Source organism: Pedococcus sp. P3_C7 (genome assembly GCF_056402615.1).
In genome coordinates, this window is the sequence record NZ_JBFUHC010000006.1 from 389620 (window position 1) to 412464 (window position 22845).

Annotated in this window: 20 protein-coding genes; 5 read left to right on the forward strand and 15 right to left on the reverse strand. The window is 72.0% G+C overall.

Annotated elements, in window-relative coordinates; genetic code table 11:
• Nucleotides 1-20: 20 nt before the first annotated feature.
• The 4 genes from AC1DS4_RS10160 to AC1DS4_RS10175 all read right to left on the reverse strand — a co-directional run bounded on the left by AC1DS4_RS10160 (nucleotide 21) and on the right by AC1DS4_RS10175 (nucleotide 4105).
• On the reverse strand, nucleotides 21-590 hold the full coding sequence (locus AC1DS4_RS10160) for a M48 metallopeptidase family protein (RefSeq protein ID WP_477615696.1): 570 nt from the start codon (nucleotides 588-590) through the stop codon (nucleotides 21-23).
• Between the two features lie 351 nt (nucleotides 591-941).
• Nucleotides 942-2009 (reverse strand): phosphotransferase family protein, encoded by a 1068-nt coding sequence (locus tag AC1DS4_RS10165; RefSeq protein ID WP_477632401.1) that lies wholly within the window; start codon nucleotides 2007-2009, stop codon nucleotides 942-944.
• On the reverse strand, nucleotides 2006-3256 hold the full coding sequence (locus tag AC1DS4_RS10170; RefSeq protein WP_477632400.1) for an acyl-CoA dehydrogenase family protein: 1251 nt from the start codon (nucleotides 3254-3256) through the stop codon (nucleotides 2006-2008). Before AC1DS4_RS10170 ends, AC1DS4_RS10165 begins: the two co-directional genes overlap by 4 nt.
• A gap of 24 nt (nucleotides 3257-3280) precedes the next feature.
• On the reverse strand, nucleotides 3281-4105 hold the full coding sequence (locus tag AC1DS4_RS10175) for an enoyl-CoA hydratase/isomerase family protein (protein WP_477624189.1): 825 nt from the start codon (nucleotides 4103-4105) through the stop codon (nucleotides 3281-3283).
• A gap of 131 nt (nucleotides 4106-4236) precedes the next feature.
• Between AC1DS4_RS10175 and AC1DS4_RS10180 the strand changes: the two genes are divergently transcribed.
• The 3 genes from AC1DS4_RS10180 to AC1DS4_RS10190 all read left to right on the forward strand — a co-directional run bounded on the left by AC1DS4_RS10180 (nucleotide 4237) and on the right by AC1DS4_RS10190 (nucleotide 6876).
• Nucleotides 4237-4395 carry a DUF5679 domain-containing protein gene (locus AC1DS4_RS10180; protein ID WP_091788997.1) on the forward strand — a complete coding sequence of 53 codons (159 nt, stop codon included), beginning with the start codon at nucleotides 4237-4239 and terminating at the stop codon, nucleotides 4393-4395.
• Nucleotides 4396-4558: 163 nt separating this feature from the next.
• Complete coding sequence (locus AC1DS4_RS10185; RefSeq protein WP_477624188.1) at nucleotides 4559-5542, forward strand: hypothetical protein; 984 nt, start codon at nucleotides 4559-4561, stop codon at nucleotides 5540-5542.
• A complete protein-coding gene (locus AC1DS4_RS10190; protein WP_477615691.1) occupies nucleotides 5539-6876 on the forward strand; it encodes an ABC1 kinase family protein in 1338 nt (445 codons plus the stop codon). Before AC1DS4_RS10185 ends, AC1DS4_RS10190 begins: the two co-directional genes overlap by 4 nt.
• A 202-nt stretch (nucleotides 6877-7078) precedes the next feature.
• On the opposite strand, the gene AC1DS4_RS10195 is transcribed toward AC1DS4_RS10190, so the two are convergent.
• The 8 genes from AC1DS4_RS10195 to AC1DS4_RS10230 form a co-directional block, all read right to left on the reverse strand.
• Nucleotides 7079-7273 (reverse strand): hypothetical protein, encoded by a 195-nt coding sequence (locus tag AC1DS4_RS10195; RefSeq protein ID WP_477615690.1) that lies wholly within the window; start codon nucleotides 7271-7273, stop codon nucleotides 7079-7081.
• Nucleotides 7274-7278: 5 nt separating this feature from the next.
• On the reverse strand, nucleotides 7279-7872 hold the full coding sequence (locus tag AC1DS4_RS10200) for an HhH-GPD-type base excision DNA repair protein (protein WP_477632399.1): 594 nt from the start codon (nucleotides 7870-7872) through the stop codon (nucleotides 7279-7281).
• Between the two features lie 25 nt (nucleotides 7873-7897).
• Nucleotides 7898-9379: an alkaline phosphatase family protein gene (locus AC1DS4_RS10205; RefSeq protein WP_477632398.1), complete on the reverse strand. Its 1482-nt coding sequence runs from the start codon at nucleotides 9377-9379 to the stop codon at nucleotides 7898-7900.
• A gap of 150 nt (nucleotides 9380-9529) precedes the next feature.
• On the reverse strand, nucleotides 9530-9661 hold the full coding sequence (locus AC1DS4_RS10210) for a hypothetical protein (protein ID WP_477615687.1): 132 nt from the start codon (nucleotides 9659-9661) through the stop codon (nucleotides 9530-9532).
• A 68-nt stretch (nucleotides 9662-9729) separates the two neighbouring features.
• On the reverse strand, nucleotides 9730-10017 hold the full coding sequence (locus tag AC1DS4_RS10215; RefSeq protein WP_477615686.1) for a WhiB family transcriptional regulator: 288 nt from the start codon (nucleotides 10015-10017) through the stop codon (nucleotides 9730-9732).
• 264 nt (nucleotides 10018-10281) lie between these two features.
• Nucleotides 10282-10521: a hypothetical protein gene (locus AC1DS4_RS10220; protein WP_477615685.1), complete on the reverse strand. Its 240-nt coding sequence runs from the start codon at nucleotides 10519-10521 to the stop codon at nucleotides 10282-10284.
• A gap of 148 nt (nucleotides 10522-10669) precedes the next feature.
• Entirely contained in the window at nucleotides 10670-12877 is a 2208-nt protein-coding gene (locus AC1DS4_RS10225; protein ID WP_477632397.1) for an ATP-dependent DNA helicase UvrD2, read from the reverse strand.
• A 36-nt stretch (nucleotides 12878-12913) separates the two neighbouring features.
• Complete coding sequence (locus tag AC1DS4_RS10230) at nucleotides 12914-13399, reverse strand: PPOX class F420-dependent oxidoreductase (protein ID WP_477632396.1); 486 nt, start codon at nucleotides 13397-13399, stop codon at nucleotides 12914-12916.
• A 136-nt stretch (nucleotides 13400-13535) separates the two neighbouring features.
• On the opposite strand from AC1DS4_RS10230, the gene AC1DS4_RS10235 reads away from it, so the two are divergent.
• The gene (locus AC1DS4_RS10235; protein ID WP_477615682.1) at nucleotides 13536-13805 is read left to right on the forward strand and encodes a glutaredoxin domain-containing protein; all 270 of its coding nucleotides are present in this window, start codon (nucleotides 13536-13538) and stop codon (nucleotides 13803-13805) included.
• Nucleotides 13806-13829: 24 nt separating this feature from the next.
• On the opposite strand, the gene nudC is transcribed toward AC1DS4_RS10235, so the two are convergent.
• Nucleotides 13830-14792, reverse strand: coding sequence for an NAD(+) diphosphatase (nudC, locus tag AC1DS4_RS10240; RefSeq protein WP_477632395.1), 963 nt, complete (start codon nucleotides 14790-14792; stop codon nucleotides 13830-13832).
• Between the two features lie 41 nt (nucleotides 14793-14833).
• On the opposite strand from nudC, the gene AC1DS4_RS10245 reads away from it, so the two are divergent.
• The gene (locus tag AC1DS4_RS10245; RefSeq protein ID WP_477632394.1) at nucleotides 14834-16180 is read left to right on the forward strand and encodes a phosphotransferase; all 1347 of its coding nucleotides are present in this window, start codon (nucleotides 14834-14836) and stop codon (nucleotides 16178-16180) included.
• Here the strand turns inward: AC1DS4_RS10245 and AC1DS4_RS10250 are convergent.
• A complete protein-coding gene (locus AC1DS4_RS10250; RefSeq protein WP_477632393.1) occupies nucleotides 16177-19626 on the reverse strand; it encodes an ATP-dependent helicase in 3450 nt (1149 codons plus the stop codon). The two genes, AC1DS4_RS10245 and AC1DS4_RS10250, sit on opposite strands and share 4 nt — an antisense overlap.
• Nucleotides 19626-22835, reverse strand: coding sequence for an ATP-dependent helicase (locus AC1DS4_RS10255; RefSeq protein ID WP_477632392.1), 3210 nt, complete (start codon nucleotides 22833-22835; stop codon nucleotides 19626-19628). Before AC1DS4_RS10255 ends, AC1DS4_RS10250 begins: the two co-directional genes overlap by 1 nt.
• Nucleotides 22836-22845 lie beyond the last annotated feature (10 nt).

The following is a 22845-nucleotide window of genomic DNA, read 5'->3' on the forward strand; positions in this document are numbered from 1 at the left end:
TGGGGTCAGTCGCTGTGGGGTCAGTCGCTGGGACCGAAGTCCAGGGCGGCCTGGCCCAGCTCGTCGCTGTCGGTCTCGCCGTCGGACAGGTCGAGCCCGGCTGTCGCCGCCACGCCCTCGAGGTAGCCCCGCGCGCGCTCCAGCCGCGGGTAGCCCTCGAGCAGCGCCCAGAAGTCCGGGCCGTGGCCGGGTGAGAGCAGGTGGGCCAGCTCGTGGAGGATCACGTAGTCGAGGACGAAGCCCGGCATGCCCTTGACGCGGGTGGAGATCCGGATGGTGCCGTCGGACGGGGTGCAGGAACCCCAGCGGGAGTTCTGGTTGGTGACCCAGCGGATGCTGCTCGGTCGCGCCTGGCCGCCAAGATAGCGCTGGGAGAGCTCGACCGAGCGGGTGCGCAGCTGGGCGTCACTCGGGCGTCGGCGCTTGTCGCCCTTGGCCAGCTTGTCGAGCATGGTGGCGACCCACTGCTGCTCTTCGGCCTTGGTGAACCGGGCGGGAATCAGCACGATGGTGCGCCCGTCCTCGCGGTAGGCACTCACGGTGCGACGGCGCTTGCGGCTGCGACGGACCTCGATGTCGGTGCTCCCCATGCCCACCACGATAGGCGAGCCCGCCGACAACTCCGGCGATCCGCGCCGTCTCCCGGTGCGCCGCGGTCTTCGGCGGGCACCCGACTTGTTGCCCGCAGATCGTCACCGACAGCCGTTCTGGGTCCCCGGTGACCACCAGGACGCAACACGTCCGAGGCGCCCGCGACTTGTTGCCCGCAGATCGTCACCGACAGCCGTTCTAGGCGCCCGGTGACCACCAGGACGCAACACGTCCGTGGCACCCGCGACTTGTTGCCCGCAGATCGTCACCGACAGCCGTTCTGGGTCCCCGGTGACCACCAGGACGCAACACGTCCGTGGGACCCGATCGCGCCCTTCGGATGGTGCCCCTCAGGCGAGGAGCTTCCGAAGCCGTCGGTCGAGGATCTGGACGGCCGGACCGAACACGGCGTAGGCCTCGTTGGTGGTCTGGCCGTTCGCGTAGCGGTAGTAGATCTGCTGGGCGATGACGGCGAGGCGGAAGACGCCGTAGGCCTGGTAGAACAGCGCCTGCCGCGCGCTGACCTCGACCCCCATCCGCTCGCAGTAGCCGGCGATCATCTGCTCGCGCGTCAGCATTCCTGGGAGGTGGGTCGGCACCCGACGGAAGGCCTGATGGTCCTCGTCGTCGTTGGCCTGCACCCAGTACGCAAGGGCCGCGCCGAGGTCCATGAGGGGATCGCCGACCGTGGCCATCTCCCAGTCGAAGATGCCCACGATCCGGGTCGGGTCCTCGGGGGCGAGCACGAGGTTGTCGAGCTTGTAGTCGTTGTGGATCACGCCGCTGCGCACGTCGGCGGGCTGGTGCTCGTCGAGCCAGGCCATGGCGTGCTCGAGGTCGGGCTGACCGGTGGTGCGCGCCCTGCGGTAGCGGGCCGACCAGCCCTCGACCTGGCGACGGACGTAGCCCTCGCCCTTGCCGAGGGTGTCCAGTCCGCACGCCGCGGCATCGACGGAGTGCAGCTCCACGAGGACGTCGAGCATGGACTCGCACAGCCGACCGGCCTGGTCGGGCGACAGCTCCACCGGCATCTCGCGTCGCGGCACCGTGCCGACGAGTCGCTCCATCACGTAGAAGTCGGCACCCATAACCTCGGGCGAGTCACAGAACGCGACCATCGTTGCCACATAAGGAAATACGGGACCGAGCGCCGACTGGATGCGGTGCTCGCGACCCATGTCGTGGGCGCCCCTGGCCTTGGTGCCGCTAGGGCCTCGACGGAGCACGAGGTCGAGGTCGGGGAACCGCAGCAGGTACGTCAGGTTGGACGCACCCCCGGAGAACTGGAGAACCTCCGGCCGCCCAGCCAGCCCCGCGGCATACCGGGGGTCTGTGTGGGTGCGCAGCCACGCGGCCGCCGCGTCGACGTCGAAGGCGTCCTCGGAGCGCACCGGCCTTGCGCCGGCCACGGCACTCACCGGTGCTTGCCCAGCTCGATCCGACCGACGACGCTGCGGTGCACCTCGTCGGGGCCGTCGGCGAGGCGCAGCGAGCGCGCCCCCACCCAGGCCGCGGCCAGCGGGAAGTCCGTGGTCATGCCCCCGCCGCCGTGCAGCTGGACGGCGAGGTCGATCACGTCGAGCGCCATGGCGGGCACCTCGACCTTGATCTCGCTGACGGCCGACAACGCCTCCGTCGACAGGCCCTGGTCGAGCAGCCAGGCGGCGTGCATGACCAGCAGCCGCGAGCGGTTGATGGCGATGCGGGCGTCCGCGATGCGTTCGAGGTTGCCGCCGAGCCTGGCGATCGGCTTGCCGAACGCGGTGCGCGACAGGGCTCGCTGGCAGGCCAGCTCGAGGGATCGCTCGGCCAGGCCGATGGTCCGCATGCAGTGGTGCACGCGGCCCGGTCCGAGGCGTCCCTGAGCGATCTCGTAGGCACGGCCAGGCCCGAGCAGGATGTTGCCCGCCGGGACGCGGACGTCGGTGAAGGACACCTCGCCGTGACCCAGCGGCTCGTCGTAGTAGCCCATCGTCGAGAGCATCCGCTCGACCCTGACGCCGGGGGCGTCGCGCGGCACGAGGACCATGGTGTGGCGCGAATGGCGGTCGGCGTCCGGGTCGGACAGCCCCATGAAGACAAGGATCTTGCACTCGGGGTTGCCCACCCCCGTGGAGAACCACTTGCGCCCGTTGACGACGACCTCGTCACCCTCGATCACAGCGGTGGCAGCCATGTTGGTCGCGTCGGAGGAGGCGACGTCCGGCTCGGTCATGCAGAACGCGCTGCGGATCCGCGCGTCGAGCAACGGCTCCAGCCATTCGCGCTGCTGGTCGGGCGAGCCGTACCGCAGCAGCACCTCCATGTTGCCGGTGTCGGGGGCGTTGCTGTTGAAGACGAGTGGCGCCAGGGCCGAGCGGCCCATCACCTCGGCCACGGGGGCGTAGTCGACGTTGGACAGTCCTTCGCCGCCGTCGGTGCCGAAGTCGGCGGCATACCGTCCCGCATGCTCCTTGGGCAGGAACAGGTTCCACAGTCCCTGGGCCCGTGCCTTGGCCTGGAGCTCCTTGACCACTGGCAGCGGCGCCCACGGGTCGCCGCCGCTCTCACGGCGGCGCTGGATCTCGGCGTGCACGTCGGCCTCGACGGGCTCGACCTCCGTGTCGACGAACGCCCGGACGCGGTCGCGCAGGTCGGTGGCACGCGGTGACAGGGAGAAGTCCATGCGCTCGACCCTAGCCTCGGGTGCTCAGCGACCGTGGAAGGTCGGCCGTCGCTTGGCCGCAGCCGCTGCGATCCCCTCGTGCAGGTCCTCGGTGGCGAGCGTGACCGCCTGGGCCAGCGCTTCCCACTGGAGCGCGTCGTCGAAGCTCGCGTGCCCGCCGTCGCGCAGGGCCTGCAACGTCAGCCGCGTGGCAACCGGCGCAGCGCCGGCGACCCGCTCGGCTGCCGCGATCGCTGCCGGCAGCACCTCGTCGGTCGGCAGTGCCTGCGACACCATGCCCAGCCCGACGGCTTCGGTGCCCGTGACCAGGCGACCGGTGAGCAGCAGGTCGCGGGCCACCGCATGCCCGGCGATGTTGGGCAGCGACCACGTCGTCGCCATGCCCGGGTGCAGCCCCAGGGAGGTGAACGGCACGCCCAGGCTCGCGTCCGCGGCGGCATACCGGATGTCGCAGGCGAGCGCGACGGCGCAACCCGCACCGATCGCGGCGCCGTTCACGGCCGCGATCGTGGGCACCTCGAGGTCGCGGATCGAGAGCCACGACCGGTAGAAGGTGAGCATGCGCGTCCGCAGCTCGCTGACCGACGCGTCAGGGTCCTTGACGATCCACGACAGGTCACCACCGCCGCTGAAGGCGGGGGCCGCGCCGGTCACCACCACCGCCGCGAGCGCCTCATCCGTGCGCAGCAGCCCCATCAACCTCACCCATGACCCCGTCATGGCGGTACTCATCGAGTTCCGACGTTCCGGCAGGTTCAACGTCACCACCGCGATTCGCCGGCCCGAGGCCTCTCGCAGCTCGGCCCGCAGGTCCTCGAGCTCGGTCTCCCACCACGGCTGTGCGCTCATGGGGCGAAGACTAGGGGTGGGCCCTGAGCACGACGCACAGGCCCCCCTTGCGCCATTTTGTGCTCAGCATGGTCTAAGTTGGCCGAAGTCCGACGGCGCACCGTGTGCCGTGAACAAGAGGAGACATGGCGATGGCTGAAGAGACCTACAAGGGCGAGTTCTACTGCGTGAAGTGCAAGGAGAAGCGCGAGGCCGAGGGCCGTGTCGTGGAGACGAACGGCCGTCGCATGGCCAAGGGCGTCTGCCCCGTGTGCGGCACCAACCTGAACCGCATTCTCGGCAAGGCCTGACACCAGCACCACCCAGGCTTTCCATCGCGAGGGGCGGGCCCGACTTCGGTCGGGTCCGCCCCTCGCGGCGTTCCCGGCTGAGACGTCCAGCCCTGCTCCGCACGTCGGGCAGCCCTGTGGATGACCGGCAGACGGCCCCGGCGGCTGTGCGAGATTGGGCCGCGTGACCGGACGACCCCTCCTCAAGACCCTGTGGCCTGTCTTGCGGCGGGGCGGCGGATGCGTGCAGTTCGGCACGGACCCGGACCACGCGGTCGTCCTCGACGGGCTGCGCGAGGACGAGGTGTCCGCCCTCGAGTCACTCGACGGGACTCGCGAGGTGCCTGCGGCGCTGCGCTCGCCGGCAGGGCAGGACCTGCTCGACCTGCTCCTCGGGCACGGGCTGGTCGTCGAGGCCGGTGACCCGATCTCGTTGCCGCCACCGGTCCGTGCCCTGCTCGCCCACGACGCCCAGGCGCTGCTGCGCACGGCCACGCCACCACTGCAGGGGTATGCCGCGCTGGCCAGGCGCCGCGCCGCCCACCTGTTCGTCGTGGGTCGCGGAGAGCTCCCGGCAGCGGTCGCTGCCGAGCTGCGCCACGCCGGAGTGGGGACCGTGCGACAAGGTTTCGAGGTGGCCGACGACTGGGAGCAGTCGCTCGCCGAGCGGAACGGCCTGGCGGGGCCCGCGCTCGTCGTCCTCGTCGGCAGCTGCGCCCTCGACCCGGCGGCCGCGGGACCGTGGCGAGACCGCGGCATACCCGTCGTGCCCGTGGTGCTGCATGGCCTGGAGGCCGTGGTGGGGCCGGTCGTCGTGCCGCACGGGCCCTGCCTGCGGTGCCTGGACCTCGCCCGCGCGGACCGCGACCCCGGGTGGCCGGCCCTGCTCGGCCAGCTCCTTCCTGCCCGGGTCGGTGCCGGCACCGAGGTCAGCGGCGAGACCACCCTCGTCGGGCTGGCCACGTCGATGACCGCGATGGTGGCCCTCGCGGTGCTCGACGGACAGGTGCTCCCGCTGGGGCGTTCCCTGGAGGTCTCGCTGCCGTGGCCACGGGTGCGACAGCGGCAGTGGGAGGTGCACCCGCGGTGCGGCTGCGGGGCCGGATCCGACACGTCTGGGCGACCCGCCCACGTCGACACCCGCGCACAGGCGAGAATGGCCGGGTGAACGAACTCCCCCGCCGCGCCGTCACCCGCACGGCCCGCCTGGCAAGCCTGCCCCTCGGGTTCGCCGGGCGCACCGCCATGGGGTTCGGCAAGCGGGTCGGGGGCAAGCCCGCCGAGGCCGTCGCCGCCGAGCTCCAGGCGCGCACGGCCGAGCAGCTGTTCAAGGTGCTCGGCGAGCTCAAGGGCGGGGCGATGAAGTTCGGGCAGGCGATGTCGGTCATGGAGGCGGCGCTGCCCGAGGAGATGGCCGGGCCCTACCGCGCGACCCTGACCAAGCTGCAGGAGGCGGCACCCCCGCTGCCCGCAGCCACCGTCCACAAGGTGCTCGCCGAGGAGCTGGGGCCGCGCTGGCGGACGGCGAAGTTCCAGTCCTTCGAGGACACGCCCTCAGCCGCCGCCTCGATCGGTCAGGTGCACAAGGCGGTCTGGCGGGACGGCCGCGAGGTCGCCGTCAAGATCCAGTACCCCGGGGCCGGCAAGGCTCTGCTGTCCGACCTCAACCAGCTCGCCCGCGTGGCTCGCCTCGCCGGGGGCTGGATCCCCGGCATGGACATCAAACCCATCACCGACGAGCTCAAGTCGCGGATGAGCGAGGAGCTCGACTACAACCTCGAGGCGGCCAACCAGCGCACCTTCGCCAAGGCGTTCCGCGGCGACCCCCACTTCGCGGTGCCCGACGTCCTGGTCAACAGCGAGCACGTCATCGTCTCGGAGTGGATGGATGGCACCCCGCTGTCCCGGATCGTGGCGTCAGGCACCCCGGAGGAGCGCAATGCCGCCTCCGCGCGCTACATGGCGTTCCTCCTGGTGGGACCGGCGCGCGCGGGGCTGCTGCACGCCGACCCGCACCCGGGCAACTTCCGGTTGCTGGACGACGGGCGGCTCGGCGTCATCGACTACGGCGCGGTCAACCGGCTGCCCGCAGGCCTGCCCCCGGCGATGGGTTCGCTCGTGGGCGCGGCCCTGCGGTCGGAGGCAGCGGAGCTGGAGAAGGGCCTGCGGTCCGAGGGGTTCATCAAGCCGTCGATGTCGCTGGACGCCGAGGCCCTGCTCGAGTACCTCCAGCCGTTCATCGAGCCCCTGACGCACGCGGAGTTCACCTTCAGCCGGCCCTGGCTGCGAGGGGTCGCGGCGCACGTCAACGACATCCGGCGGCCCGAGTTCCTCGTCGGGATGAAGCTCAACCTGCCGCCGTCCTACCTGCTGATCCACCGGGTCTGGCTGGGCGGGATCGGTGTGCTGTGCCAGCTCGGGGGGACCGTGCCGGCCCGCCAGATCGTGGTCGACCACATGCCCGGTATGCAGCTGCGCCACCTCCCCCCGCCCGTCTCCTGACGCTGCGACCCCTCTGCCACTTGTTGCCGGCAGATCGTCACGGACCGCCTGTTTGGGGGGCTCCGTGACCACCAGGMGGCAACACGYCCCRCCCCTCCCCGACGTGTTGCCGGCAGATCGTCACGGACCGCCTGTTTGGGGGGCTCCGTGACCACCAGGAGGCAACACGTCGCGCGCCGATCGGCTCTGAGGGCAACGCGGTTCACCACCAGGCGGAGTCGAGCTTGCCCTCGATGCTGCGCAGGTGCTCGCGACTGCAACGGTCGCAGGTCCAGGTGTCCCTGCCGTTCTCGACGCCGCGGGTCCAGGTGATCGCGGCCAGCGACGCGTCAGGCGCCACCGTGCCGCAGGTCGCGCAGACCGGTGGCTGCAGGGTCGGTCCCGCGGACTCGGCCACGGCTACTACTTCTTCGTGACGGTGGCGGCTTTGGCCTTGGCCGCTGCCTTGGCGGCCTGCTTGAACTCGCGCACCTTGGCCAGGGACGACGCGTCGACGACGTCGGCCACCGACCGGTAGGAGCCGTCCTCGGCGTACGGGCCGATCGCCTCCTGCCAGCCCGCCGGTCGCACGTCGAGCTGCTTGGCCACCAGTGCCGCAAAGATGCGGGCCTTCTGGTCGCCGAAACCGGGCAGCGCCTTGAGCCGGTCCAGCAGGTCGCGGGCATCCTTTGCGTCGGTCCAGATCGTCTCGGCGCGGCCGTCGTACTGGTCGCGCACGACGGTCGCCAGCTGCTGGACACGCCCCGCCATCGACCGGCCGTAGCGGTGGATGGCAGGCGGCGTCGCGCACAGGTCGGCGAAGGCCTCGGCCTCGGCCGCTGCGATCGCATCGGGCGCCAGCGTGCCGAACCGGTCGAGGATCTTCCACGGCCCCCGGAACGCGTGCTCCATCGGGTACTGCTGGTCGAGCAGCATGCCGATCAGCAGGGCGAAGGGGTCGTTGCTCAGCACCTCGTCAGCGGCCTCGTCCTGGGCGATCCGGATCTGCGTAGCCATGCGCGCCAGCCTAACTGGGCGATGCTCAGAGGAGATAGACGAAGCCGGGGCCCTCGTCCCGATAGGGGATGCCGAGCGCGTCCAGCGCGGGTTTCCACGAACCGGTGACGCTCTGGTCAGCCCCTTCGAACCCATGGTCGGCCGTCAACAGGAAGGTCACCTCAGCGAGTACCCCCAAGGACTCCAGGTGGTCGAGGAACGCCACCAGCCGGGCATCGCTCTGCCGCAACGAGTCGCGCGCCATCTGCGAGCGCGGGCCGCCCGCGTGGTGCCCTGCGTCGGTCACGACGTGCGCCCACCAGGTCAGGGTCGGCGCCCCTTCGGCGTCCTCCCAGAGCTGGAGCATCTGTTGCAGCCCCATGTCGTCGACCTGCACCCCCCAGCGGAAGTAGGCGTCCTCGAGGTCCTCGGCGCGCTGCACGAACGGCGAAGCATCCGGGTCCGGAAGGAGGTCGCCCATGCCGTTCGTCGCCGCCTCGAACCCGCCCGCCGCCCGCAACAACGCCATCGTGCCGTAGTCGGCTCCCCGGTCGATCGCCTCGTCCACACTCGCCGTTCGCGGCGAGTCCCCTTGCTGCACATGGTCGTTCACCATCTCGAACACCGTGCGCACACCCGGGCGCAGCCACTCTGCACTGCGGTGCCAGGTCTCGGCATTGTTCGGCACGACCTGCTCGTCCAACGCTCGGTCGTAGTAGACGTTCCCCAGCACGCCGTGCCGCCCCGGTCCGACTCCGGTCAGGATCGACGTGTGGTTGGTGAGGGTCACGCTGGGGAACTCCGCCACCGCACCGCCCCGCAGTGCCAGTCCGCGAGACACAAGTCTGGCCACCCCGGGCAAGTCGCCGGCCTGGGCGAGCTGCAGCAGGTCGCCGCAGTGCGCACCGTCCCACAGGATCCCCACGACCCTGCGCCGCTGCCCTGCGGGCAGTGGTTCGAGGTATGCCGTGAGCGGCCGACCGTCCAGTGCCTCACCTCGGCCGTCGCGCAGGTCCGCCTCCGGCACCCCGGACATCACGGCCAGGGTCGGGGCCACGTCGACCAGCCGGGCGTGGTCGTCGACGAGACCGAGTCGTGCGACGCCTGGTCCGGACATGACCAACGGCGCTCGTGACTGGATCACGTCGAGCGAACCGTGCTCGCCGAGGTGGCCGCCCTCGTCGGGGAAGTAGTGCCTCGGTGAGTGCACGATCGCGACGTCGGGACTGCGGTCAGCGTCGCCGAACAACGACAGGATCCGTTGCGCGGCATACGGGTAGGCGTTGTCGGTGGACACCCGCGGACCGGCGGCCGCGATCTCCGCGTCGTAGGGCAGGAACGCCATCGGGTCCTCGCTCGCCACGGGATCGAGGCCCGCCAGCACCTCGTGGCTGCCGTCCTCGTGCAACCGCACCACTCCCAGGTGGTTGGCGGCGTGGGCGACCCCCTCGTCCACCCAGAGAACGAGGTCGACCACGGCGGACAGTTCGGGGGCGGTCAGCGCCGTGACGACGGCTTCGCGGGACATGCCCGGACGATAACGAGTCGAGAGTGCACGACACGCTGACGACGCGGGCCGGCCGTCAGCGTGTCGTGCACTCTCGACGGCCCCCGGACATGAAGAACCCGCCGGGACGACCTCCAGAGCGGAAGGTCCCGGCGGGTTCGGGCACGGGGGTCACCGGGCCAGCATGCGAGGCAGGGCGAGCAGCATGTCGTGCTGCGCCTGCGCCTCGAGCCGGCGCTGGTACTCCCGTTGACGGCGCTTTCGATGAGCGCGCGCCAGGTCGGCGTACAAGGCCTGGAACATGGTGAAGCTCCTGGTGGGTGAGAACTGGAAATGGGTGATGTGGTCGGCACCGTGCGTCGTGGACGACATCAGGCGGCGACCGGGTTCTTCCGCGGCCGGCCCCGCGGCCGCTTGCGTGCGACGACAGCTCCCTGGACGAAGAGCTCACCGCCCCACACGCCCCACGGCTCCGACCGCTCGAGGGCACCCGCAAGGCAGGCGGCCAGGGCCGGACACGTGTGGCACAGCGCCTTGGCGAACTCGACGTCGGCCGGGCTCTCGGCGAACCACATCTCGGCGTCGTTGTCTCGACACGGGATGCCGGCGCCAACGCTCGCGGCCTGCTCGTTCAGGTCGTGGAGTGCGCTCAGATGCATCGGGTGTCACCTCCCTCTCGTCGTCCCGCCACGGTGGTGGCGAGTTCTGGTTCCGTCTGGCCGGCTGGTCCCCGGTGGGGGGCCGACCCGTTCTCTTCGGTGTCGAACTTCATCTGGTGGTGCTTCTTCCTGCTTGCGGTGGTGCGGAAGAAATCTGTGCTGCTGCCTGACCGGCTGGGCGACCAGCCGTCGGGACAAACAGAAAGGCCGCGGATCCCGGATATCGGGTTCCGCGGCCTTGGAGAGGGCCTGCTGGCTGGTGGCCTAGACAGGTGGTTCTCCGAAGGGACGGAACTCGAGATCCTTGGTGGTGGCGCCGAAGCTGCCGACGTAGAACGTCGGAACCGGGGCATCGGTGATCACACGGGCGGCGACGGGCGCGGGCACAGTGGTCCCCTGGACCCATCCACGGTTGCCTGCGAGGAGGACACGGCCGACCTCGGGGCACACGGAACGGACGCGGGACATGTGAGTCGCGTCGATCGTCATCGTGATGTTCTCCATTGGGACCTTCCCTCCTTCGGCTGCTCGTGGACGCCGGCGCATCGCGCGCGACCCCCTGGGCTGGTGTGTTCATCCAGAGTAGGGGACGCCCTGCGGCGGCAGCAACGCATTTAACGAGATTTCCCGCAAAGAATTGGTGAACGAACGCCTAGTCGTCGGAATCCGTTGCGGTAGAACGACTTTCGAGCACGGATTCGACGTCTTCGCCACCGATGAGGGCCAGCACCTGCGCGCCGTAGAGTCCGAGCTTGCGGGCGCCGACACCCGAGATCTGGGTCAGCTCCCCCTCGGAGGTGGGCTCGCGCTCCGCGATCGCCGTGAGCGTGGCGTCAGTGAAGACGACGTATGCCGGCACGCTGGTCTCGCGCGCGACGGCCAGTCGCCAGGCACGCAGGCGCTCGAACGTCTCCTCGGAGTAGGTCGGTGGGCAGGTGTCACACCGGCCGGTCTTGCGCTGTGCGGCCGTCGTCAGCTCCGTGCCGCACGTGCGGCAGTGCACTGGGAGGGCGGCCTTGAGCTGCTTGCCCCGGCCTCCCCTGCCGGACCCGCCCGACCCGGACCCGCCGACCTTTCCGGAGCCCTTGGGGGTCGACCGGGCGCCGTCGCCGAGGATGCTCGCCGCGCCGTCGAGGAACCGGGACGGGCGGCGGCTTGCCCGGGCCCCCGGCGTCCGCGCGCCCGACCAGGACAGCCGCAGCTCGCGCCGGGCACGGGTCACCCCGACGTAGGTGAGGCGCCGCTCCTCCTCGATCGCCTCGGGGGTCTCGGCCATCATGATCGGCAGGTAGCCGTCGGAGACTCCCGCGAGGAAGACGACGTCCCACTCCAGCCCCTTCGCCGCGTGCAGGGAGGCCAGCGTGACGCCCTGGACAGCCGGCGCGTGCTGGGCAGAGGCGCGCTCGTCGAGCTCACGCACGAAGTCGGGCAGGCGGGCTTCGGGCGTCGCCACCACCAGGTCGTCGGACAGGGCGGCGAGCGCACTCAGGGACTCCCACCGCTCGCGGCCGGCGCCACCCGAAGCCGGCGCCTCCCGGGTCCAGCCAGCCCCGAGCAGCACGTCGCGGACCAGCTCGGGCAGCGGCTTCGACGCGTCGTCCGAGCGGGCCGCCCCGCGCAGCAGCAGGATCGCGTCGCGGACCTCCCTGCGCGAGAAGAACCGTTCCCCTCCCCGGACGAGGTAGGGGATCTCCTGCTCGGCCAGCGCTGACTCGAACGCCTCGGACTGCCCGTTGGTGCGAAAGAGCACGGCGATCTCGGCCGGGGACACTCCGTCGGCCACCCGCTTGGCGATCTCGCCGGCCACCGCCGCCGCCTCGGCCGGGTCGTCCGGATGGGAGCTCAGCACCGGTGTCGGGCCGTCGGCGCCCTGGGCCTGCAGCTGCACGGCGTTGCTCCGCATCGAGCCCGACGGCCCACGCACGACGAGGTTGGCCAGCCCCACGATCTGGGGGGTCGACCGGTAGTTGCGGACCAGTCGGACCACCTGGGCCTTGGGGTGCCGGGCCTGGAAGCCCAGCAGGTGCGCCGGGCTCGCCCCGGTGAAGGAGTAGATCGTCTGTGCCGGGTCGCCCACGACGCACAGGTCGTCGCGCTGTCCCACCCACAGGTCGAGGAGCCGTTGCTGCAGCGCGTTGACGTCCTGGTACTCGTCCACCACGAAGTGGCGGTACTGCGAGCGCACCGCACGGGCGATGTCCTCGCGCTCCGCGAGGATCCCGACCGTCAGCAGGAGCACGTCCTCGAAGTCGATCACGCCGCGCTGGGTCTTCACCTGCTCGTACGCCTCGAGCACCCGCGCCATCGCGGTCGCGTCCAGACCGGGAGGCTCGCGGCGCGCGGCCCGCGCCCCCGCGGCATACGTCTCCGGGGTGAGCATCGAGACCTTGGCCCACTCCACCTCGGCGGCGAGGTCGCGGATGGCGGTGCGGTCTCGGGCGAGGTCGAGCCGCAGCGACGCGGCGGCCTGGGCCACTGCCGCGGCCTTCTGGCTCATCACCTCGGGAGCTGCGCCGCCGATCGCCTGCGGCCAGAAGTAGTGCAGCTGCCGCAGGGCGGCCGCGTGGAAGGTGCGTGCCTGCACGCCGGCGACGCCGAGCGTCCGAAGACGGGTGCGCATCTCACCGGCTGCGCGCGCGGTGAAGGTCACCGCCAGCACGCGCTGGCCCTGGTAGGCGCCGGAGTGCACGCCGTAGGCGATGCGGTGGGTGATCGCCCGCGTCTTGCCCGTGCCGGCACCGGCCAGCACCACCATGGGCCCCAGGGGGTGCGCGGCCACCTCGCGCTGCTCGGGGTCGAGAGCGTCGAGGATGTCGTCTGCGGAGGCGTGCACGGGTATGCCGCGGGGCTGGATAGGCATCGGCGCGATCCTGTCATGGGCGACCGACGCCCGTCGTCACTGGATCAGGCCGTAGACCCGGGTCACGCGCAGCCGCAGGATCCGCCGGTGGTCCTGCACCATCGCGCGCCGGTAGTCGTCCCAGTCCGAGTGCTCCTCTCCCCGGATCGTGCGGAACAGCTCGACCAGCTCCTCCACGGTCTCGTCGTCCCGCGCCCTCGCCACGGGCGAGAACTCGACGTCACCCTCGAGCACGGCATACGACCAGCCGTCGGGTGAGGTGACCAGGAGCGAACCCCTCGGGTCGCGCAGCAGGTTGGCCACCTTGGCCCGGCCGTCGACCACGGACACCCGAACGGTGGGGTCGGTGGGGCTGGTGAGGTCAGCAGGGCTGGTGGGGCTAGTGGGGTGGGCCTGGTGCAGGGCGAAGTTGACCATCGAGAGCTGGGGCCGGCCGTCCCGCTTGAGGGCGGCGAGGGTGCCCAGGTTGCGCCCCGCAGCCAGGGCGAGCAGGGCGGGGTCGTGCGCGGAAGTCTGCGGCATGGGACATCATGGTCACAGAGATCACACTCCGGCACGGAAGGTCAGCGGCCCGGTCGGTGTTGACCAACGCGTAGACCCCCGGTCCGTACGACCGCCCCCACCTGCGACCCCACCTTCGAAAGAGACGACGCGACGCATGAGCGCCACCGCCCTGAAGTCCCCTGCCCCCGGCTCCGTGACGATGTTCAGCACGTCCTGGTGCGGGTACTGCAACCGCCTCAAGGCCCAGATGGGTCGCGAGGGCATTGCCTTCACCGAGGTGAACATCGAGGACGTGCCGGAGGCCGTGAAGTTCGTGATGGACGCCAACGACGGCAACCAGACGGTCCCCACGCTGCTCTTCCCGGACGGCTCCTCGGCAACCAACCCCTCGATCCACGAGGTCAAGAAGAAGCTCGCGTCCTGACGCGCTGAGCCCCCCGGACACCCCTCAGCCGGGTGTCACGTCCTCGAGGTCGTGGCCCAGCCAACGCTCGATGATCCGGCGGGCGATCGACAACCGGGTCGACGCGCTGACGTGACCCGCGGCCAGGATCTCGCGGTACTCGTCCCGGGTGAACCACCGGGCCTCGGCGATCTCGGACTCCTGCAGCCGCAGCTCGCTGGAGGCCGCGCGCGCGGTGAACCCCACCATGATCGAGTTCGGGAACGGCCACGGCTGGTCCCCCAGGTACTCGACGTCGCTGACCACCAGGCCGACCTCCTCGTACACCTCTCGCGCGACCGCCGCGGCCAGGCTCTCGCCCGGCTCGAGGAAGCCCGCCAGCACCGAGAACCGCCCTGTCCCCCAGCCCGCGCCCCGGGCCAGCAGGATCCGGTCGCGGTCGTCGATGACGGACATGATGACCGCGACATCGGTCCGCGGGTAGTGCTCGCTGCCGTCCCGCTCGCACCGGCGCAGCCACCCTCCCTGGACAGGCGCGGTCGGGGCGCCGCAGCGCGGACAGTGGGTGTGGGTGGCGTGCCAGTTCGCCAGCGCCAGCGCGGTGGCGAAGATCGTCGCGTCGCGGTCGGACAGGTCCGCGCCGACCTGACGCAGCGAGCGCCAGTGGTCGCCCTCACCCTCCGGCACCTCACCCTCCGCAGGGACCGGCTCCGCCACCGCGAGGTATGCCGTGCCCTCGCCGTCCTGCCCCAGGTAGAGGACCAGCGCGGCCGAGTCGGACGCGATGGGAGGTCGCAGCAGCAGTGCCGGATCGTCCGAGGCCGCGTCACCCGAGCCGACCACGGAGGTGACCACGGGGACCTTGTCGCCGCGGACCACGAGCACCCGGGTGGCGGGCTGGGCCAGCAGCTGTGGCACGAGGTCCGGATCAGCCCGGCGCTCCGCGTGACGGTCCAGGCCGGGACGGGCGAGCGAGACATTCGCGAGAGTTTCGGTCAGGAGGCCCACGCCTCCACCCTAGGCGCGCCCGCACGGCATACGGTGACGGTGTGGACCGCAGCCCCCTCTTCCTCGCCGCTCTCGCGAGTGCTGCCGTGCCGGGCCTCGACCCCGCGAGCGTCGAGGCCCTCCCGGGTGCGCACGAGCACCCCGAGCGCGCCAACAGCTACGACGTGGCGTTCGTGCAGGACACCCAGCACCGACGGTGGGTCGTGCGCGTTCCGCGCAGCCAGGCGGCCGCCGCCCAGATGGAGTCGACCTTCGGGCTGCTGGCCCTGCTGGCGCGACGGCTGCCGTTCAGCGTGCCGACGCCCAAGGGTTTCGCCGCGCTGAAGGAGGGCGGTCGGGCCGCGATCTACCCCTACCTGCCGGGGCAGAACATCGACTTCTCCCAGCTGTCGGGCGGTCCCGGGCTCGCCGCCGAGCTCGGGCGGGCCATCGCGGCCCTGCACAACGCTGACCACGGGCTGTTCGACGAAGCCGGGCTCCCGGCCTACGACGCCGACACCTACCGCACTCGGCGACTCAGCGAGCTGGACCGGGCGGCGGCCACCGGACACGTGCCGACGGGGCTCCTGGCGCGCTGGGAGAAGCTGCTGGAGGACGTCACCCTGTGGCGGTTCGCGCCGACCCCGACCCACGGGGACCTCACCGGCGACCAGGTGCTGGTGGTCTTCGACGACGAGGACGACGCCTCGACCGGCCGGGTCAAGGCGCTCACCGGCTGGGAGGACGCCAAGGTCGCGGATCCCGCGGACGACTTCTTCGCACTGGTCACCCAGGCGTCGCCGAGGGCCATGGAGACGTTGATGGAGGCCTATGCCCACGCCCGCGCCGAACGCCCTGACGTCCACCTGTTGACCCGGGCCCGGCTGTGCGCCCAGATGCGGACCCTGTCACAGCTCATGTCCGCCGTGACCGGAGGCGACCGGTTGGAGGTCGAGCGCCACGCCTCGGCGCTGCGCCGACTGGACGCGCGGGTGCATGCCGAGGAAGAGGAAGCCAACGACTACCGGCGCGCGGGTCTGACGCCTGCTCGGCCCAAGAGCCCGGTGCTCGTGCCGCCGACGGTCGTCGACGACGAGGACGACGAAGAGGACGACGTCGAGGTGATGTTCGGCCGGACCGCTGACCCTGACCCGGGCCCTGGAGACGGCGAGGACAGCCGCGACAGCGACGACGAAGCGCTGGCGGCGCCGGACGAGGAGGACAGCGATCTCGAGGACGACGGGTCGCCCCAGCTCGGGCTGGCCGAGAACGACGTCACGGCGGAGATCGACGTGTCCGAGCTGCGCGCTCCCGAGCCGATCGAGGGCGAGGACCCCGGACCGGAGTTCGAGCCCGGCTACAGCCCGCGGTCCTCGCAGCGCGGCCCAGTCGGGCACGCCGACTCCTAGTCGGGCACGCCCGCCAGCAGCTGTGCCAGGGCGTCGGCGTCGGGCAGGTCCGGCCAGACGGTCTCGCCCGTGGCGGCGTAGTAGAACGCCGCATCGACGGAGTCCAGCTCGAGGCCGCGAAGGCGCGCAAAGGCGACGCGGTAGGCCGCGAGCTGAAGGGCACGTGCCGCCCCGGAACCACCCCGCGGCGTGGCACCGGTCTTCCAGTCGACGATGGTGAAGCCACCGCTCGGCCGGGGGAAGACCGCGTCGATGCGGCCCCGGACCGCGATCCCGTCGATGACCGTTTCGACCGCGATCTCGATCTCGGCCGGGGTGCGGTGTGCCCAGTCGCTGGCGAGGAACCGCTCCTTCATCAGGGGAAGGTCGTCATCATCACCGGGGTCGTCGTCGGCGCTGCCGGGCAGGTCGAGGATGTCGACCATCGCGGCTTGGGCGAAGTGCTGCTCCACCCAGGCGTGGAAGGCCGTCCCGCGGCGAGCGGCCAGCGCCGGGGGTTCGGGCATGGGGCGTCGCAGGGCCGACGCGAAGCGGGCAGGATCCTGGGCCAGTGCCACCACGGCCGACGCGGAGAGGTGCCGCGGCATGAGGACGGTGACGTCGCCACGGTGGGCCAGCCGGCGGCGTTCTTCGAGCAGGAGGTCGAGCTCCTCGAGCACCGGCAGCGCGGCGCCGGGCATCGGCAGGATCCCTTGCTCGGCGGCCTCACCGGGTTGGCTCGACCCCTCGGCGTGCGCCTGTACGGCGGACCGGACGGCAGCCGCACCGGTCGCCAGGGCGGCACGGCGCTGGGCGAGCGGGTCGGCCGGCCACTGGACGGACACCGCCTCGGCCGCCGACGGGTTCACCGCCTCGTCGGGCAGCGCGGGGTCAGGAAGGTCGACCCACGCCAGGCGCTCGACGGGCAGGACCTGCTCGGCCGCCACGACCTCGGTGAGGAACCGCGAAGTGACCTTGGGGGTCTTGCCGTCGGTCCAGACCGGCGCCGTCAGCAGCATGTCTGACCGGGCCCGGGTGAAGGCGACGTAGGCCAGCCGACGTTCCTCGTCGACACCGTGGTCTCCCCCGGCGCGCAGGAAGTCCTCGACCCGCGTGTCCATGTCCTTCCAGTCCGAGGCTGCCTGCCAGTCGAGCAGGGGGAGCCCGTCACGGTCGCCACGCAGGGCGTAGGGGATGCCGCCGTCGGACAACCCACCGATCCACCCGCGCTGCTTGGGCGGCGACATCCGCCACTGCTCGCCGTCGGAGCGACTGGCCGCCGAGGACAGCGCCGGGAACGAGCCCTCCACGAGCCCGGGGACAGCGACTGCGTCCCACTCCAGGCCCTTCGCCGCGTGCACCGTCAGGATCTGGACCGCGTCGGAGGAGGCCTCGATGTAGCCCTTGTCGAGCCCTCGCTCCTCCTTGAGGGCGGCGGCCAGCCAGGCGAGGAACCCGCCGAGATTGGGTCGGTCAGCGCTGACGGTGAAGGTCGCTGCGACGTCGGCGAAGGCGTCGAGGTGGGCGCGAGCGGCGGCCGGCGTGTAGCCCTCTCGAGCCAGCACCTCGATGTCGAGTCCCAGGGCGCGTTCCGCCTCTCCCACGAGATCGGCCAGCGGCAGGGCCGACAGGGACCGAAGCCGGCGGATCGCCTGCTGCAGCCCGCGCAGCCGACCCAGCCCCACCTCGCTGACGCCCTTGCCGTCCCAGCTGGTCCAGCCCGGACGGGGCGGGTCGTCGACGGCCTCGACGATGCTGACCCGGTCGGAGCTGTCGGGCGCCTGGTCACGGGTCGTGCGAGCGGCTGGCCCCGCCACCGCCCCTTCGGCGTCGTCGTCCTGTGGCGCGTCGCGGTCGTCGACACCCAGCCTCAGGTCCTGCTGGTGACGGGCCCACGCCATCAGCCCGTCCAGGTCGGCCGCCCCCAGACGACACAGAGGGCCGGTGAGCAGCCGCATGAGCTGGTCCCCCCGACTCGGGTCGTTGACGACGTGCAGCAGGGCGGTGATGTCCTCGACCTCGGGGGTGAGCAGCAGCCCGCCGAGGCCGACGACCTCGTGGGGGATCCCCCGGGAGTCGAGCGCGTCGATCAGGGCAGCGAACTGGGACCGCTTGCGGCACAACACCGCGGACGACGTGGCCCCGGCCGCTCGACGGTCCTGCAGCCACGTGGCAACCAGGGCAGCCTCGTCGCCCGCCGTCTCGACACGGGCAGCCACCACCCGTCCGGGCCCTGCGCCCGCACGCGAGACGAGCTCGTCGACGGGGACCTTGGACCCCGCCCGCAGGGGACCGGCCACCGCGTTGGCCACCCGGAGCACCCCCACGTCGTTGCGCCAGCTGGTCGCCAGGGGCAGGACCGGAGCCAGCCCGCCGTCGGGGCCGAACGCGCTGCGGAACTCGCTCAGGGTGGTCGCGCTGGCCCCTCGCCAGCCGTAGATCGACTGGTGCGGGTCGCCCACGGCGGTCACCGGCGACGGCTCCCCCGGCGCGACGAACAGCGACCGCAGCAGCTCGAGCTGGGCGGCCGAGGTGTCCTGGAACTCGTCGAGCAGGACAGCGCCGAAGCGCTGCCGCTCGATGGCGCCGATGTCGGGGAAGGTCATGGCCAGTCGGGCGGCCAGCGCCATCTGGTCGGCGAAGTCCATCGCGTCACGAGTGCGCTTGAGCGCGAGGTAGCGCTCGACCATCGGCAGCACGCCGGCCCGCGCCCGCAGCTGCTCGCGCATCTTCTTGACCTCGCCGGGCAGGTCCTTGCCACGTGCCCCGGCGTGCGGGGGCAGCGCGGCCAGTGCATCGAGGACCCGGTCGAGGTATGCCGCGACGTCACCGACGCCGACCAGGTGTTCGGCCATCTCGCCGGCCAGGTCGACGACCGCTGCCGTCACGGTGGACTCGGCGAACTGCACGTCGTCCATCGGCCCGTCGTAGGCGGCGACGACCTCGGACGCGTACTGCCACGCGGCGGCCTCGGACAGCAACCGTGACTCGGACTCGTAGCCCAGCCGCAGCGCGTGCTCGCGCACCAGCCGCCCTGCATAGGAGTGGTAGGTCGACACGGTCGGCGTCCCGCCCAGGACCTCGGCCCCCGTCTCGGCGTCGTCGGTGCGAGGGTGCCACACGTCTCGCTGCTGGAGCAGCCGCAGGCGGGCGCCGATGCGCTCGGACAGCTCGGTCGCGGCCTTGCGGGTGAAGGTGAGGCCGAGTACCTGGTCGGGCTCGACGAAGCCGTTGGCGACCAGCCACACGACGCGGCCGGTCATCGTCTCGGTCTTGCCCGACCCGGCTCCGGCCACGACGAGCAGCGGCGACATCGGCGCCTCGATCACCTCGACCTGCTGAGCCGTGGGCTCAGGTTGGCCGAGAGCATGGGCAATCTCCTTGGCGGACAACAGATCTCGCCCCATCGGCACCTGCGCTGCCAGGTCCTGCGCTGCCAGGTCCTGCGTTGTCGGGTTGTGCGCCATCAGAGCACCCGTCCCTCGGGCTGCGCCGGGCAGGAGGCCCTGAGCTGGCACAGCTTGCACCAGTCCCCGACCGTCGCCTTGAAGGTCGAGCCGGCCATCCCCTCGGCCGTCGACGTCACGAGGTCGGCGGCCCACTGCGGATCCGCGTCGTCGCGGAGCGGGCCCTGCGTCTGCAGGGTCGTCTTGACCAACGCGGCCTTGCCGACCTGGAGCAGGGCGGCGCCGGCAGACCGGTCGCCCAGCCCGCCGAACGCGCCGCTCTCGACGCCGAGCTGGTAGGCACCGAGCTGCGGGTGACGCGCGAGCTCCTCGGCGCGGGGCTTGCTGCTGCCCGTCTTGTAGTCCACGACGCGCAGCGCCGTGCCGTCCGGCGTCCTCTCGATGCGGTCGACCTTGCCGCTGAGGACGGCCCTGCCGAGGACGACCTTCATGTCGATCTCGGCACCGAGCCGCACCCAGCCACCCGCTCGCGCCTCGTCGAAGTAGGTCGCCAGCCTGCGGACCATGCCGTGCGCCTCCAGGCGCTTGCGGTCGGCGACCCAGCCGGCCGGCATACCCAGGCGGCCCCAGCGGGCATCCACCTCGGCGACCAGGGTGTCGGCATCGACGTCACCCAGCTCGGCGGCGATGTCGTGGACGAGCGTGCCGATGTCGGCGGCGCCGACGGACGGCCCGTCCCCGCCGACGGAGCCGAGCAGCCAGCGCAGCCCGCAGTTGCCGAACGACTCGACCTTGCTCGGCGAGACCCTGACCTCCTCGTCGTCGGACCGCAGTGGACGGTCGTCGGACACCTCGCGCAGCGCCCACCACTGGCCGGGGTCGGCCCCCGGCACACCCTCGCGGGTGAGCCGGGACAGCGCGGCCACCGCAGTGGCGCGCACCGCAGGGTCCTCCGAGACGAGCTGGCGGCGCAGCTCACCCACAAGGGTGGGCAGGGTCATCGTGCGTGCGACCTCGGCGAACCGTCGATCTCCTTGAATGGCAATGGTTTCCGGGTCGACGACGTCGAGGTAGACCGAGGGCTGCTCGTCGTCGGACCGCACCGCGGTCACGATGACGCGATCGCTCGCCCGGGTGAGCGCGACGAGGAACGACCTCGTCTCGTCGTAGCGGACGGCCGCCTGCGCCGCCCGGAACGTCGTCGCCCGCCCCGCCACCACGTCGACCAGGTGCTCCGAACCCAGCAGCGAACCCCGCAGCCGCAGGTCTGGCCAGACGCCTTCCTGCACCCCCGCCACGACCACGAGGTGCCACTGACGCCCGGCAGCCGCCTGGGGTGTCGTGACGGTGACGGACTCGCCCACCGGAGACCGGGCGACCAGGGTGTCGCCCGGGATGTCCTGGCTGCCGATGTGCGTGAGGAACTCCTCGGGTCCGGCCTGCGGAAGCCGGTCGACGAACTTCGCCGCTGCGTCGAACAGCCCCACGACGGCGTCGAGGTCACGGTCCGCCCGCGCAGCGCCCGCACCACCGCCGAGGGCGGTCGCCTGCCACTCGGCTCCGAGCCCGGTCGCGGCCCACATCGCCCAGAGCACCGACTCCGCGCTGACGCCGGCCTCCCAGCGCCAGACCGCGCCGTCCCCCTCGCCCTCCAGGACGCCCGGCGCCGCCTTGATCCCGGCGGCGATCGTCGCGGCGACCCGCCGAGCAGGGTTGGCCTCCGGCCCGAGCTCGATCAGGGCACCGGGCATGACGAGGGCTTCGGCGAGCAGCTCGTCACTCGTGCGCCCCCCGCCGTTCTCGAGCTCGAACCTGCGCAGTGCCCGGCGGAGCCGTCGCAGCCCGACCGCGTCGGCACCACCGATGGGGGACAAGAGGGTGTCGACGGCTACCTCGGGGTGGAGCGCCTCGGTGGCACCGCGGGCCAGGTCGAGGACCACGTCGAGCAGCGCCAGCAACGGCCGGACTGCCACCTCGTCGCGCACGGGCAGGTCGGTGGCCGTCCCGGCGACGGGCACCCCTGCCGCCATCAGCACCCGGCGCAGAGTCGCGGTGCGCCCCTGGCCGCGGACGATGACGGCCATCTCCGACCACGGGATGCCGAACCTCAGGTGCGACTCGCGCAGCTCGGCGGCGACGTAGCTGGCCTCCTGGCTCACGGCGCGCAGCAACCGCACGTCGACCTGGCCACCGGGACGCCCCGCAGCGGCGCCGCGCTGGAGGCCACCCCCGAGGGCGCCGATCTTGGGGGCAACCCTGGCCGCCGCGTCGACGACCGCCTGCGGGAGCCGGTATGCCGTGGGCAGCACCAGCGTGCGGGGCCCACCCGAGCGTGCGTCGAACCCGGTCGCACCCACCGTGTGCTCCGCTGTCGCGGCCAGCTGCGTCCAGCCGTCGCTGAGGTGGCGCGGGTCCGCCCCGCGGAAGGTCTGCACCGCAGCGTCGGGGTCGCCGAGCAGGATCAGGTCGAGGCCCGGGGTCGCCATGGTGCGCAGCAGGCGGGCTGCGGCCGACGTGAGCTCCTGGGCGTCGTCGACCACCACCAGGCGCAGCCCGTCGACGAGCCGCGCCCGGGCCGCCGGGTCCTCCTCGAGCAGGTCAGCCGCGGCCCCGAGGATCCACGCCGGGTCGTAGGCACCCGGTGCGGACAGCGCGGTGACCTCGTCGTACTCGGCCAGCACCTCCGCCGCGGCGACCCACTCCGGCCGGTCGTGCTCGCGCCCGAGCCGGACGAGGTCGGCCGGCTCGAGGTCGTGCTCGACCGCGCGCATCAGCAGGTCGCGCAGCTCACCCCTGAAGCCGCGGGTGCCCAACGCCAGGTGGACCCGCTCGGGCCACGCCGGGCCGGTGCCCTCCTCCACGTGGCCGGCCAGCAGCTCGCGCAGGATGACGTCCTGCTCGGGTCCGCTCAGCAACCGGGGCGTGGGATCCCCTCGCAAGGCGGCCGCCTGGCGCAGGATGCCGAAACCGAGGGCCTGGTGCGTCCTGGCGAGCGGCTCCGTCGACGTGCCGCCGAGCCGGGCCGTCACCCGCTCGCGCAGGCTGCCGGCCGCGACCCGCGAGGACGTGAGGATGAGGCACTGGTCGGGCGTCGCCTCACCCGACTCGACCCGGGCGACGACGGCCTCGATCGCCGTGGTCGTCTTGCCCGTGCCCGGACCTCCGAGCACGCGCAGCACACCACCGCGGTGAGCCAGGGCAGCCAGCTGGACGTCGTCGAGCGGGGGCGCCTCGGCCACCACGCTCGGAGCGCGGCGCAAGGTCAGCATCCGCTCATCC

Excerpts from the sequence above, each read along its gene's own strand:
- AC1DS4_RS10160 (WP_477615696.1), bottom strand. The coding sequence starts at position 590 with ATGGGGAGCACCGACATCGAGGTCCGTCGCAGCCGCAAGCGCCGTCGC.
- AC1DS4_RS10170 (WP_477632400.1), bottom strand. The coding sequence starts at position 3,256 with ATGGACTTCTCCCTGTCACCGCGTGCCACCGACCTGCGCGACCGCGTC.
- AC1DS4_RS10175 (WP_477624189.1), bottom strand. The coding sequence starts at position 4,105 with ATGAGCGCACAGCCGTGGTGGGAGACCGAGCTCGAGGACCTGCGGGCC.
- AC1DS4_RS10180 (WP_091788997.1), top strand. The coding sequence starts at position 4,237 with ATGGCTGAAGAGACCTACAAGGGCGAGTTCTACTGCGTGAAGTGCAAG.
- AC1DS4_RS10200 (WP_477632399.1), bottom strand. The coding sequence starts at position 7,872 with ATGGCTACGCAGATCCGGATCGCCCAGGACGAGGCCGCTGACGAGGTG.
- AC1DS4_RS10205 (WP_477632398.1), bottom strand. The coding sequence starts at position 9,379 with ATGTCCCGCGAAGCCGTCGTCACGGCGCTGACCGCCCCCGAACTGTCC.
- AC1DS4_RS10210 (WP_477615687.1), bottom strand. The coding sequence starts at position 9,661 with ATGTTCCAGGCCTTGTACGCCGACCTGGCGCGCGCTCATCGAAAGCGC.
- AC1DS4_RS10215 (WP_477615686.1), bottom strand. The coding sequence starts at position 10,017 with ATGCATCTGAGCGCACTCCACGACCTGAACGAGCAGGCCGCGAGCGTT.
- AC1DS4_RS10220 (WP_477615685.1), bottom strand. The coding sequence starts at position 10,521 with ATGGAGAACATCACGATGACGATCGACGCGACTCACATGTCCCGCGTC.
- AC1DS4_RS10225 (WP_477632397.1), bottom strand. The coding sequence starts at position 12,877 with ATGCCTATCCAGCCCCGCGGCATACCCGTGCACGCCTCCGCAGACGAC.
- AC1DS4_RS10230 (WP_477632396.1), bottom strand. The coding sequence starts at position 13,399 with ATGCCGCAGACTTCCGCGCACGACCCCGCCCTGCTCGCCCTGGCTGCG.
- AC1DS4_RS10235 (WP_477615682.1), top strand. The coding sequence starts at position 13,536 with ATGAGCGCCACCGCCCTGAAGTCCCCTGCCCCCGGCTCCGTGACGATG.
- AC1DS4_RS10250 (WP_477632393.1), bottom strand. The coding sequence starts at position 19,626 with ATGGCGCACAACCCGACAACGCAGGACCTGGCAGCGCAGGACCTGGCA.
- AC1DS4_RS10255 (WP_477632392.1), bottom strand. The coding sequence starts at position 22,835 with ATGCTGACCTTGCGCCGCGCTCCGAGCGTGGTGGCCGAGGCGCCCCCG.